Below are 11742 nucleotides of genomic sequence, written 5' to 3' on the forward strand. Positions count from 1 at the left end.
CCGCTCAGCATTTGCGGGGGTCGGAGGCGGCGCTGACCGCCGGATCGCACATGCGGATCAGGCCGCCGGCCGAGACGCGAACTTCGAGATTGCGGACGTTCGCGTCGGCCTGTGCCGAGGCGAAGACGACGCGTGCCAGCGGCTGGCTGGCCGCGGCATCGGCGCAGGCCGTCTCGATGCGGCCGAAGCCGTTGAAGGTGATGCACGAGGTCGCCGCACCGCCGGCATCGGCGGCACCGACGGTGACATCGGGCGAGCCCTCGCCGCCCGCCTTCTTCTGGATGATGCGCGGGACGACCGTCTCCGAGACCTCGGCCGCGCAGGCCGATGCTGGGTTGTCGCGGCTGACCACCCAGGAAACGCCGTCGGCACTGCGCAGGCAGCCGTCATCGAGGATCCTCGGGTTGGTCGACGAGACCATCCAGAAACTGACCCGTTCGTTGCGGCGCAGCGCCTCCATGCGGGCGAACTGGAGCCCGTTCTGCAGCGACTCGGCGGCGTTGCGGATCTGCACGTTGCGCAGCCAGGTCTGGAAGCTGGGGAAGCCGATCGCCATGAGCAGGCCGATGATCGCCACCACGACCGACAGTTCGACGAGGGAGAAGCCGCGGTCGCCGTGCATCGTCCGCCCCGCTCAGCACTCGCCGCCCGACACCAGCCAGCAGGACTTGGCGACGACGGCGCTCTTGAACAGGGTCGTTGCCTTGCCGTTGGCGTTGTTCAGCGTGAACGTGTGGCCGGCAGCGGCACCGCCGCTGCCGGTCGCCGTCAGCAGATAGGCCTGGTTCTGGCTGCCGGCGGCGCCGGTCAGCGCGCAGGTGTAGGTGAACTTCGTGTTCGCCAGCGCGAAGTTGATCCGGTTCGCCGTCCCGTCATGGCCGCACGGGGTGGCCTCGCCGACGCTGCCGTAGGCCCGGTTGTCCTGATAGAACTGCTCGAGCTTGACCCGGAAATCGGCCAGATTGGCAAACGCCTCCTGCAACGCCGCCCGGCGGACATAGTCGTCGTATTGGGGTATGGCGATCGCGGCGAGGATGCCGATAATCGCAACAACGATTATTAGTTCGATGAGCGAGAAGCCTCTCGCCCTTGTCATGACTCCGACCATGCCAGCCTCACGAATCCGCTTGTTTTTGTCGATGAATTAAGTATTTACGGCAAGCCGAAAAGCACCGGCGCCTGACGACGAACGGCAGAATACCATCCACCGGAGGGAATGGATACACCCAAGAATAGTGAAAACAAGCAGAAACCAGCCGCGGCGGCTGGTTGCTCAACAGGCAAAAAGCGAAGCAGTCAGCAGAACAACGCCGACAAACAAAGAATAATGATTGTGTTTCCCGATTTCCGGAATGGCGCCGGCGCCCCCGGCGGCGGACGGCTACAGCCCCGCCGGCAACGGGAAGGTCGTCGTCTCCTCGACCCCGCGCAGGTGGCCGACCTCGGCCGCCCCGAGTTCGCGCAGGCGCTGCACGACCGATTCGACCAGCGCCTCGGGTGCCGAGGCGCCGGCGGTCAGGCCGACGCGGCGGACGCCGGCGACCCAGTCGGCGCGGATTTCGCCGGCGTGGTCGACCATGTAGGCGCGGACGCCGTTCTTTTCCGCCACTTCGCGCAGGCGGTTGGAATTGGAGCTGTTCGGGCTGCCGACGACGATCACCACCTCGCATTCGCCGGACAGCGCCTTCACCGCGTCCTGGCGGTTCTGCGTGGCGTAGCAGATGTCGTCCTTCTTCGGGCCGACGATCGCCGGGAAGCGCGCGCGCAGCGCATCGACGATCACCCGCGCATCGTCCACGGACAGCGTCGTCTGCGTCACGTACGAGAGCTGCCCGGGGTTGCGCACCGCCAGCGCCGCGACATCGGCGACGGTCTCGACCAGGTACATGCCGCCGGAGGCCTGCCCCATCGTCCCCTCGACCTCGGGGTGCCCCTTGTGGCCGATCATGATCACCTCGCGCTCGTCGCGGCGCATCTTGCCGACCTCGACGTGCACCTTGGTCACCAGCGGGCAGGTCGCATCGAACACCTTCAACCCGCGCTGTTCCGCCTCTTCGCGCACCGCCCTGGAGACGCCGTGGGCGCTGAAGATCACCGTCGCCCCGGCCGGCACGTCGGCGAGGTCCTCGATGAACACCGCCCCCTTGGCGCGCAGGTCGTCGCAGACGAACTTGTTGTGCACGACTTCGTGGCGCACGTAGATCGGTGCGCCGAACTTCGCCAGCGCGCGTTCGACGATGGTGATCGCGCGCTCGACGCCGGCGCAGAAGCCGCGGGGATTGGCGAGGATGACTTCCATGGCTGTCCTTACAGAATGCCGATGATCTTGACTTCGAAGCGCACCGGCTGGCCGGCGAGCGGATGGTTGAAGTCGAACACGGCGGTGGTGTCGTTGAGTTCGCGCAGCAGGCCGGCGACGCCACCCGCGGTGCCGGGCAGGCCGCCATCCGGGGCGCTGAATTCGATCAGCGAATTGACCTTGAGTTCCATCTCCGGCGGCAGCGCGCTGCGCGCGATGCGCTCGACGAGGCGCGGATTGTGCTGGCCGAAGGCCTCGTCGGCCTCCAGCTGGAAGACGTGGTGCTCGCCGACGCCGACGCCGAGCAGGCAGGCCTCCAGCGTCGCCGCGAGCTGGCCGGCGCCCATCTGCAGCGTCGCTGGGCTCATGTCGAAGGTGCTGACGTGCTCGGTGCCGTCAAGGCCGCTCAAGCGGTAATGCAGCGTCAGGAAGCTGTCCGGCTGGACGGTCACGGGTTGGTTCATCAATCCTACTCCAGGGGGTTCAGGCGGCGCCCTTGCCGTCGCGCGCGCCGGAACCGAAAAACTGGTCCCAGACCATCAGCACCGCGCCGACGGTGATCGCCGCGTCGGCGACGTTGAACGCCGGCCAGTAGAAGCCGGCGGCGTGCCACTGCACGAAATCGACGACGGCGCCGAAGCGGAGGCGGTCGATCACGTTGCCGAGCGCACCGCCCATGATCAGCGTGAGCGACAGCGACAGCAGCTTCTGCGCCGCATGGCCGCGCAGCATGACGACGATCCACGCCGACACACCGACGGCCAGCGCGGTGAAGAACCAGCGCTGCCAGCCGTCCTCGCTCGCCAGGAAACTGAACGCGGCGCCGCGGTTGAAGGTGAGCACCCAGTTCCAGAACGGCGCGACGTAGATCGTCTCGCCGTAGGCGATGTTGGCGAGCACGACCTGCTTGCTGATCTGGTCGAGCACGATCACCAGCACCGCCAGCGCGTACCAGCGCGCCGGCGAGGCGCGCTCAGGCACAGGCACGCGGGTCGCCCTCGCCGAACAGGTTGCTGACGCAGCGGCCGCACAGGTCGGCATGCGCCGCGTCGGCCCCGACGTCGGCGCGCACGTGCCAGCAGCGCTCGCACTTGGCGTGCGCGAGCGGCGTCGCCGACACCGTTTCCTCGGCCGACTGGACGACCTTCGCCGCGGAAACGATGAACACGTACTTCAGGTCGTCGCCGAGCGAGGCGAGCGCGGCGTACTTGTCGCCGTCGGCGGCGAGCGTCACTTCCGCCTGCAGCGGTGCACCGATCCGGCCCTCGATGCGCAGATCCTCGAGCGCCTTGGTCACCTCGCCGCGGACACCGCGGATCAGCGCCCACTTGGCGAGCAGTTCGGCCTCGCCGTCCTGCGCCGGCAGCGCGTGCCAGGTCTGCAGCATGACCGAGTCGTCAGCCTCGCCGGACACTACCTGCCAGACCTCTTCGGCGGTGAACGACAGGATCGGCGCCATCAGCTTCACGAAGCTCTGCGTGATGTGCCACAGCGCGCTCTGCGCCGACCGCCGCGCGCGCGAGCCGACCTGCGTCGTATACAGGCGGTCCTTCAGGATGTCGAGGTAGAAGCCGCCGAGGTCCTCCGAGCAGAAGGTCTGCAGCGCCTGGACGACGCGGTGGAACTCGTAGCGCGCGTAGTCGGCCTCGGCATCGGCCTGCATCTGGCGCGTCATCGCCAGCGCGTAGCGGTCGATTTCCAGCCACTCGGCGACCGGCAGCATGTCCTTCGCCGCATCGAAGTCGGCCGTGTTGGCGAGCAGGAAACGCAGCGTGTTGCGGATGCGGCGGTAGGCCTCGACGACACGCTTGAGGATTTCGTCCGAGATCGACAGCTCGCCCGAGTAGTCGGTGGCCGCGACCCACAGGCGCAGGATGTCGGCGCCGAGCGTGTCGGACACCTTCTGCGGCGCGATCACGTTGCCCTTCGACTTCGACATCTTCATGCCCTTGCCGTCGACGACGAAGCCGTGCGTCAACAGCGCCTGGTACGGCGCGCGGCCGTCGATCGCGCAGGCGGTCAGCAGCGAGCTCTGGAACCAGCCGCGGTGCTGGTCCGAGCCTTCGAGGTAGAGGTCGGCCGGGAACGCGCTCTGCTCGGCGTGCGAGCCGCGCATCACCGACAGGTGCGTCGTGCCGGAATCGAACCAGACGTCGAGCGTGTCGCTCATCTTGCGGTACTGGTCAACCTCGGCGCCGAGCAGTTCCTTCGCGTCGAGCGAGAACCAGGCCTCGATGCCGGCCTGTTCGACGCGCTTGGCGACCGCCTCGATCAACTCCGGCGTACGCGGATGCAGCGCACCGGTCTCCCGGTGCAGGAAGAACGGGATCGGCACCCCCCAGTTGCGCTGGCGCGAGACGCACCAGTCCGGGCGCGTCTTCATCATCGCCTCCAGCCGCGCGCGGCCCCAGGCCGGGAAGAACTGCGTCTCGTCGACGGCGCGCTCGGCGACCCAGCGCAGCGTCGGCGCGTTCTCGTCGGCCTTGTGCTCCATGCCGATGAACCACTGCGTCGTCGCGCGGAAGATGATCGGCGTCTTGTGCCGCCAGCAGTGCGGGTAGCTGTGGCGAATCTTTTCCTGCCTGAGCAGCAGCCCCTTCGCTTCGAGCTCCTGCAGCACCAGCGGGTTGGCGTCCCACACCGTCTTGCCGGCGAGTTCGCCGACGGCGAGCGCCGGCGTGTTGCCGAGGAACCGGCCGTCGTCGCCGACCGGGTTGTTCACCGGCAGGCCGTAGCGCTTGCCGACCACGTAGTCGTCGACGCCGTGTGCCGGCGCGGTGTGCACCTGGCCGGTACCGGCATCGATGGTGACATGCGTGCCGCAGATGATCGCCACGTCGCGCGCCTGGAACGGGTGGCGCAGCAGGATCTGGTCGAGCGCAACGCCCTTGGCAGAACCGACCACCGTGCCTTCCAGTTCGTAGCGCTTCAAGCACGACTCGACCAGCTCGTGCGCCAGGATCAGCGCGCCCTTGGGGGTTTCGACCAGGTCGTAGTCGAATTCCGGATGCACGCTGACCGCCTCGTTCGCCGGCAGCGTCCACGGCGTCGTCGTCCAGATCACCGCGAAGGCCGGGCCGCGCAGGTGCGTCAGGCCGAAGGCGTTGGCCAGCTTGCCGGCATGGTTGTCATGCACCGGGAAGGCGACATCGATCGCCGGCGAGGTCTTGTCCTCGTACTCGACCTCGGCCTCGGCCAGCGCCGAGCCGCAGTCGAGACACCAGTTCACCGGCTTCAGCCCCTGGTACAGGTAGCCCTTCTCCAGGATGCGACCGACCGCGCGGATCTCGTCGGCCTCGGTCCTGAAGGCCATCGTCAGGTAAGGGTTGTCCCACTCGCCGAGCACGCCGAGGCGGATGAAGTCCTTCTTCTGCCGCTCGACCTGCTCGCCGGCATAGGCGCGGCACAGCTCGCGCACCTTGTCGCCGGGGATGTGCTTGCCGTGCAGCTTCTCGATCTGGTGCTCGATCGGCAGGCCGTGGCAGTCCCAGCCCGGCACGTAGGGCGCGTCGAAGCCGGCCAGCGTCTTCGAGCGGACGATGATGTCCTTCAGGATCTTGTTCACCGCGTGGCCGATGTGGATGTCGCCGTTGGCGTACGGCGGACCGTCGTGCAGCACGAAGCGCGGCCGGCCCTTGGCCGCCTTGCGGATCTTCTCGTACAGCTTCTTCTCCTGCCAATCCTTGACCCAGGCCGGTTCGCGCTTGGCGAGGTCGCCGCGCATCGGGAAGGGCGTGTCGGGCAGGTTCAGGGTGTGCTTGTAGTCAGCCATGTTGGTTACTCGAATCAAAGCTTGAAATACTGGCGGGCGGTGTCGACGTCGCGCGCGATCTGCGCCTTCAAGGCGTCGAAGCCGGGGAATTTCATCTCGTCGCGGATCTTGTGCAGGAAGCGGACGGTCAGGTGCGCGCCGTAGATGTCGGCGGCGAAATCGAACAGGTGCACTTCCAGGATGGGCCGCAGCACGGCGTTCGCCGTCGGCCGGTAGCCGAGGTTGGCGACGCCGGGCAGCGGCCTGCCGCCGAGCCCGGTGACCTCGACCGCGAAGACGCCGAGCAGCGGCGGCCGGTCGTGCTTCATGCGGATGTTGGCGGTGGCGTAGCCGAGCTGGCGACCGACCTTGTCGCCATGCACGACGCGACCGTCGATCACGTACGGACGGCCGAGCAGTTCGGCGGCGCGCTCGAGCTCGCCGGTCCACAACGCATCGCGTACCGCCGAGCTGGACACGCGGACGCCGCCCTCGACCACCGAGGCCATCGCCTCGACGCGGAAGCCGAACGATTCGCCGGCCCGCTGCAGCAGCGCGAAGTCGCCGGCGCGCCGGGCGCCGAAGCGGAAGTCGTCGCCGATGATCAGGTGCCGCACGCGCAGCGTCTTCACCAGCACGTCCTCGATGAACTGATCGGCGGAGAGACTGGCGAAAGCCCGGTTGAAGCGGCAGACGAACGCCAGTTCGATGCCGTCCTCGGCGATCAGTTCGAGCTTCTCGCGCAAGGTCGACAGCCGCGTCGGCGCCGACTCCGGTGCGAAGAACTCGCGCGGATGCGGCTCGAAGGTGAGCACCGCCGGCGGCAGGCCGCTCTCGCCGGCGACCGCGCACAGGCGCGCGAGCAGCGCGCGATGACCGAGGTGCACGCCATCGAAGTTGCCGATGGTGAGCACGGTCGCGCTGGGCGCGGGTTGCGAGGTGCCGCGGAAGACGAGCATCAGGAAAGCCGGAGGTCGACGAAAAAGGCTGAATTATAAAGGTTTACGGGCGGCCTTGCGGCGCCGCGAGCGGCGCTCGGTCACCCGCCAAGCGGACGTCCTCACGATACACGTCGTGCATCGCTCGGGCGCACCCGCGGGCACTGCTTTGCGACGTGCTCGCGCACATCATTCAGTCGAGCCTGGCGAGCTTCGACTTGGCGAGCGGCGGATTGAGCTTGAAGTACTTGCGGATGCCGGAGAGCACCGCTTCGGCGAGCCGGTCCTGGTAGACCTCGTCGTTCAGCCGGCGCTCCTCCTCGGGATTCGAGATGAACGCCGTCTCGACCAGGATCGACGGGATGTCCGGCGCCTTCAGCACGGCGAAGCCGGCCTGCTCGACGTGCGGCTTGTGCAGGTCGCCGACGCGGTCGAGCTCGCCGAGCACCGCCTTGCCCAGCTTCAGGCTGTCGTTGATCGTCGCCGTCTGCGACAGGTCGAGCAGCGTGCGGGCCAGCACCGGGTCCTTGGTATTGAAGTTCACGCCGCCGATCAGGTCGGCCGCGTTCTCCTTGTTCGCCAGCCAGCGCGCCGCCGAGCTCGTGGCGCCGTTCTCCGACAGCACGAACACCGACGCGCCGCGCGCATCCGGGCGGATGAAGGCGTCGGCGTGGATCGACACGAAGAGGTCGGACTGCACGCGCCGCGCCTTCTGCACGCGCATCTGCAAGGGCACGAAGAAATCGGAATCGCGCGTCAGCACCGCGCGCATGTTCGGCTCGGCGTCGATCTTCGCCTTCAGCCGCTTCGCCACGGCCAGCGTCACCGCCTTCTCGTGCGTGCCGCGACGGCCGACGGCGCCGGGATCCTCGCCGCCATGGCCGGGATCGAGGGTGATCGTCACCAGCCGGTCCACCACCGGCTTGCCCGGGCGCCGCGGCTCGGCCGCGGCCGGCGGCTGCGCCTCCGGCTTGTCCTCGAGCGGCAGCGGCTGCAGTTCCTTCTTGTCGAGCAGCGCCAGCAGCGGGTCCGGCGCGTTCGCCGGATAGACGTCGAGCACCAGCCGGTGGCCGTATTCGCCGACCGGCGCCAGCACGAAGACCTGCGGCGCCACCTCGGTCTTCAGTTCCATCACCAGGCGCACAACGCCTGGCTTGAAGCGGCCGGCGCGCAGCAGCTTGATGTACGGATCGTCGGCGGCGATCTTGCCGGACAGCCCGTCGAGCACGCCGTTGAATTCGACCCCTTCGAGGTCGACCACCAGCCGCTCCGGATTCTTCACGGTGAAGTGCGAGAACTTCACCGAGGCGTCGGTCTCCAGCGTCACGCGGGTGTAGTCGGCCGCCGGCCAGACGCGCACGGCGACCACGCTCGGGCCGCGCGCCGCCCGCGCCAGCGGCGTTACGAGGAGGACGAGGGAGGCGCCGCCGGCGAAGCGCAGCAGCTGGCGGCGGCGGCCGTCGGGAAGTCGCTCAGACATTGCCGGCCCTCCGGCGAACGGGGCGAGAGCACGGCGCGGCGGCCGTTCCCGGCGAAGGCGAGGGCGACGACGAGGTCCGGCGGCGGCACATAGCCGGCCGCCTTGTCGGGCCATTCGACCAGACAGACCGAATCGCTGCGGAAGTACTCGCCCAGACCTGCATCGACAAACTCTTCCGGATGGTTGAAACGATAAAAATCAAAGTGATACCAGTATAAGCTCGAAATTACGTAAACTTCAACCAGCGTATAGGTCGGGCTCTTCACCGGCCCGGCATGGCCGAGGGCGCGCAGCATCGCGCGCACCAGCGTCGTCTTGCCGGCGCCGAGGTCGCCGTCGAGGTACACCACCATCCCCGGCCGCAGGCGCGGCGCCAGCCGTTCCGCGAACGCGACGCTCGCCGCCTCGTCCGGCAGGGACACGGAAAGATCCGCAGAAATGGTAGGCTCGGGGCTATGCAAGAAAAAGACTCCGCAGTGGACTGGGCCGCACTGGCGGCACGCATCAAGGACTGGGGGCGCGAGCTCGGCTTCGCCGAAGTCGGCATTGCCCGCGCCGACCCGTCGGAGGCCGTCCCCGGCCTCATGCGCTGGCTCGAACAGGGCCGCCACGGGGTCATGGATTATATGGCCAAACACGCGCCGCTGCGTGCCGACCCGGCCGCGCTGCACCCCGGCACGACGACCGTCGTCACCGCCCGCCTGCCCTACTGGCCGGACGCCGCCGACGCCGCGTCGGTGCTCGCCGACGGCGCGCTCGCCTATGTCTCGCGCTACGCGCTCGGCCGCGATTATCACAAGACGATCCGCAGCCGCCTGCAGAAGCTGGCCGACCGTATCCGCGGCGAACTGCCGGAAGGGACCGACTTCAACTACCGCGCCTTCTCCGACTCGGCACCGGTGATGGAGGTCGAGTTCGCCCGCCTGGCCGGCACCGCCTGGCGCGGCAAGCACACGCTGTCGCTGACCCGCGGTGGCTCCTACCATTTCCTCGGCGAGCTCTACACCGACCTGCCGCTGCCGCCGGACGCACCTATTGCCGAGCACTGCGGCAGCTGCCGCGCCTGTCTCGACATCTGCCCGACGCAGGCGATCGTCGCGCCCTACGAGGTCGACGCGCGGCGCTGCATCTCCTACCTGACGATCGAACTCGACGGCGCGATCCCCGAGGCGCTGCGGCCGCTGCTCGGCAACCGCATCTACGGCTGCGACGACTGCCAGCTCGTCTGCCCATGGAACCGCTTCGCGACCGTCGGCGACCCCGACTTCGCCCCCCGCCATGGCCTCGACGCGGCCACGCTCGCCGAGCTCTTCGCCTGGAGCGAGGCCGAATTCGAGCAGCGCCTGCAGGGCAGCCCGATCCGCCGCATCGGCCACGAACGCTGGCTGCGCAACCTCGCCGTCGCCCTCGGCAACGCGCCGGCCACAGCGGCGACCGTCGCCGCGCTCGAAGCCCGCGACGACCACCCCTCGCCGCTGGTGCGCGAGCACGTCGCCTGGGCGCTCGCCCGCCAGCGGGGGAAATAAATCTTGCAATCCGGGAGCCCCGGGCTATAAAGTTCACTGCCTACGTCCCGATAATGGACATAGGCAGACCATGGTCGGTTTGCGCATCGCCTGCAACAGGTGGCGCGCCGATCTCTGAAACAGGGCAAACCCATCGAAAGATGGCGACGCAAAGTCACCGGCCTAAAGCGAACCTGCGGTTCGCTACGGTAGCGGGACCACCAGATAAACGAGGTTGATGTGGGCAACGACTACTCCTCCCGGCATGCACCGCACGATGTTTCGACATCGCGCCGTGGCTCGTCCTCGCCGCCGATGACGCCCGCCCTCCCCTGCGCTTCTCCTCTGGTACGCCACGCCACTGCCGCCGGCGCCCTGTGCACGACCACGCCACGCCCCGCTGCCACGGGCCGGCGCGAGGAGAATCCGTCATGGGTACCCAGGACAGCAAAGGCAAGGTAATCCCCTTCACCCCGCCGCCGGCCGCCGGTCGCGCGCGCAGCGAGACGCCGGACCCGGCGCAGCTGCTCGGCACGATGCGCGACCTGGCGCTGGCCAGGCGCCGCGGCTTCGACACCGTCGAGCACGTGGTGCCGCCCAGGCATGCCGCAGCACCGACGGTGCCCGGCAGCGCGGCAGCACAGCCGTCGGGAGAGCTCGACGCCCCGCGGCTGAGCGCGCTGTTCATCGCTTCGCTCGACGACCTCATCTGCCAGCGTACGGCATCGTCCGTTGCCGGCGACTGGCCGCGGCAGGGCAATCGCCAGCTCGACAAGGTCGCCGCCGACATCGTCGACATGCTCTTCGGCTTCGTTCTCGACGACCCGCAGATTCCGCACGCCGCCAGCGAGTCGCTGCTCGCCGCGCAGCTGCCGATGCTGCAGATGGCGATGCGCGAGCCTGCCTTCTTCGCCGACTGGCAGCATCCGGCGCGGCAGCTCCTCAACGACATCGCCCCGCTGTTCAAGGAACACGGCGAACGCGGCGGCGACGCGACGGTATTCGCGACCTTCTTCGCCAGCGGCATGGCACGCGTACTCGACGAACTGGCCCCCAACGGCACAGCCTTCGCGATCCTGCACCATTCGCTGCGCGAATTCGTCCGCGACACCGGCAGCCGCACGCCCGATGCCGACGCCTGGCAGCGTGCCGAAGCCGCGGCCCGCAACTTCCTCGAGCGCCCGCTGCCGCCGCTGGTCCGCGATTTCGTCGCCGACCACTGGATCGACGTCCTCGAACGCACCGCCGAACATCACGCCGAGAACTCGCCGCAGTGGCTGGACGCACTCGCGGTCGTCGACGACCTGGCATGGAGCCTGACGGCGAAGACCGGCGAGGACGAGCGCTTCCGCCTGATCGCGCTGATCCCGGCGCTGCTTGCGCGCCTGAACCGCGGCCTCGACCTGATCGACGTCGGGCGCGAGGACCGGCGTCCCTTCTTCGACGCGCTGATCGACATCCACTCGCGCGTGCTGCGCATCGAGACGGCACCGGCGAAGACGCCGCCGCGTGCGGAAAGCGCCGACGAACAGGTCGCCCGCCTGCGACGCGGCGACTGGGTCGAGCTTCGTCACGACGACGGCGGCGTCACGCGCGAACGCCTGACCTGGATCAGCCCGCAGCGCGGCATTCTGGTCTTCTCCAACCACCATGGGCAGGGCGCCATCCAGATCGCGCCGGAAGACCTGGTCGACCGGGTGAAGACTGGCCGGGCGACGCTCATCTTCGACCAGCCAACGGACGCATCGGACAAGAACAGCGCCTAGGGG

General features: G+C 68.4%; 11 protein-coding genes and 1 riboswitch. Of the genes, 2 read left to right on the top strand and 9 right to left on the bottom strand.

The features are described 5' to 3' along the window. Window positions 1-4 precede the first annotated feature (4 nt). From IWH25_RS17055 to tsaE, 9 genes are all read right to left on the bottom strand, one after another. Window positions 5-622 (bottom strand): GspH/FimT family pseudopilin, encoded by a 618-nt coding sequence (locus tag IWH25_RS17055; protein ID WP_203389295.1) that lies wholly within the window; start codon window positions 620-622, stop codon window positions 5-7. 12 nt (window positions 623-634) lie between these two features. Next, window positions 635-1096, bottom strand: coding sequence for a type IV pilin protein (locus tag IWH25_RS17060; RefSeq protein ID WP_203386954.1), 462 nt, complete (start codon window positions 1094-1096; stop codon window positions 635-637). A 285-nt stretch (window positions 1097-1381) separates the two neighbouring features. Then, window positions 1382-2299 carry a 4-hydroxy-3-methylbut-2-enyl diphosphate reductase gene (gene ispH / locus IWH25_RS17065; RefSeq protein WP_203386955.1) on the bottom strand — a complete coding sequence of 306 codons (918 nt, stop codon included), beginning with the start codon at window positions 2297-2299 and terminating at the stop codon, window positions 1382-1384. Between the two features lie 8 nt (window positions 2300-2307). Then, window positions 2308-2763, bottom strand: coding sequence for an FKBP-type peptidyl-prolyl cis-trans isomerase (locus IWH25_RS17070; RefSeq protein ID WP_203386956.1), 456 nt, complete (start codon window positions 2761-2763; stop codon window positions 2308-2310). A gap of 19 nt (window positions 2764-2782) precedes the next feature. Beyond that, window positions 2783-3286, bottom strand: coding sequence for a signal peptidase II (gene lspA / locus IWH25_RS17075; protein ID WP_238998943.1), 504 nt, complete (start codon window positions 3284-3286; stop codon window positions 2783-2785). Beyond that, entirely contained in the window at window positions 3273-6071 is a 2799-nt protein-coding gene (ileS, locus tag IWH25_RS17080; protein WP_203386958.1) for an isoleucine--tRNA ligase, read from the bottom strand. The genes lspA and ileS overlap by 14 nt, the downstream gene beginning before the upstream one ends. A 14-nt stretch (window positions 6072-6085) precedes the next feature. Beyond that, window positions 6086-7009 (bottom strand): bifunctional riboflavin kinase/FAD synthetase, encoded by a 924-nt coding sequence (locus IWH25_RS17085; RefSeq protein WP_203386959.1) that lies wholly within the window; start codon window positions 7007-7009, stop codon window positions 6086-6088. A 172-nt stretch (window positions 7010-7181) separates the two neighbouring features. After that, window positions 7182-8468 carry an N-acetylmuramoyl-L-alanine amidase gene (locus IWH25_RS17090; protein WP_203386960.1) on the bottom strand — a complete coding sequence of 429 codons (1287 nt, stop codon included), beginning with the start codon at window positions 8466-8468 and terminating at the stop codon, window positions 7182-7184. Beyond that, window positions 8390-8929, bottom strand: coding sequence for a tRNA (adenosine(37)-N6)-threonylcarbamoyltransferase complex ATPase subunit type 1 TsaE (gene tsaE / locus IWH25_RS17095; protein WP_238998944.1), 540 nt, complete (start codon window positions 8927-8929; stop codon window positions 8390-8392). The genes IWH25_RS17090 and tsaE overlap by 79 nt, the downstream gene beginning before the upstream one ends. Between tsaE and queG the strand changes: the two genes are divergently transcribed. Both queG and IWH25_RS17105 read left to right on the top strand, forming a co-directional pair. Then, entirely contained in the window at window positions 8924-9994 is a 1071-nt protein-coding gene (gene queG, locus IWH25_RS17100) for a tRNA epoxyqueuosine(34) reductase QueG (protein WP_238998945.1), read from the top strand. The genes tsaE and queG overlap by 6 nt on opposite strands. Before the next feature lie 113 nt (window positions 9995-10107). Further along, a riboswitch (cyclic di-GMP riboswitch) is annotated at window positions 10108-10199 on the top strand. Between the two features lie 205 nt (window positions 10200-10404). Next, a complete protein-coding gene (locus IWH25_RS17105; RefSeq protein ID WP_203386963.1) occupies window positions 10405-11739 on the top strand; it encodes a DUF1631 family protein in 1335 nt (444 codons plus the stop codon). Window positions 11740-11742 lie beyond the last annotated feature (3 nt).

The organism is Azospira restricta (genome assembly GCF_016858125.1).
GTDB lineage: Bacteria > Pseudomonadota > Gammaproteobacteria > Burkholderiales > Rhodocyclaceae > Proximibacter > Proximibacter restrictus.

Excerpts from the sequence above, each read along its gene's own strand:
- IWH25_RS17055 (WP_203389295.1), bottom strand. The coding sequence starts at position 622 with ATGCACGGCGACCGCGGCTTCTCCCTCGTCGAACTGTCGGTCGTGGTG.
- IWH25_RS17060 (WP_203386954.1), bottom strand. The coding sequence starts at position 1,096 with ATGACAAGGGCGAGAGGCTTCTCGCTCATCGAACTAATAATCGTTGTT.
- ispH (WP_203386955.1), bottom strand. The coding sequence starts at position 2,299 with ATGGAAGTCATCCTCGCCAATCCCCGCGGCTTCTGCGCCGGCGTCGAG.
- IWH25_RS17070 (WP_203386956.1), bottom strand. The coding sequence starts at position 2,763 with ATGAACCAACCCGTGACCGTCCAGCCGGACAGCTTCCTGACGCTGCAT.
- ileS (WP_203386958.1), bottom strand. The coding sequence starts at position 6,071 with ATGGCTGACTACAAGCACACCCTGAACCTGCCCGACACGCCCTTCCCG.
- IWH25_RS17085 (WP_203386959.1), bottom strand. The coding sequence starts at position 7,009 with ATGCTCGTCTTCCGCGGCACCTCGCAACCCGCGCCCAGCGCGACCGTG.
- IWH25_RS17090 (WP_203386960.1), bottom strand. The coding sequence starts at position 8,468 with ATGTCTGAGCGACTTCCCGACGGCCGCCGCCGCCAGCTGCTGCGCTTC.
- queG (WP_238998945.1), top strand. The coding sequence starts at position 8,924 with ATGCAAGAAAAAGACTCCGCAGTGGACTGGGCCGCACTGGCGGCACGC.
- IWH25_RS17105 (WP_203386963.1), top strand. The coding sequence starts at position 10,405 with ATGGGTACCCAGGACAGCAAAGGCAAGGTAATCCCCTTCACCCCGCCG.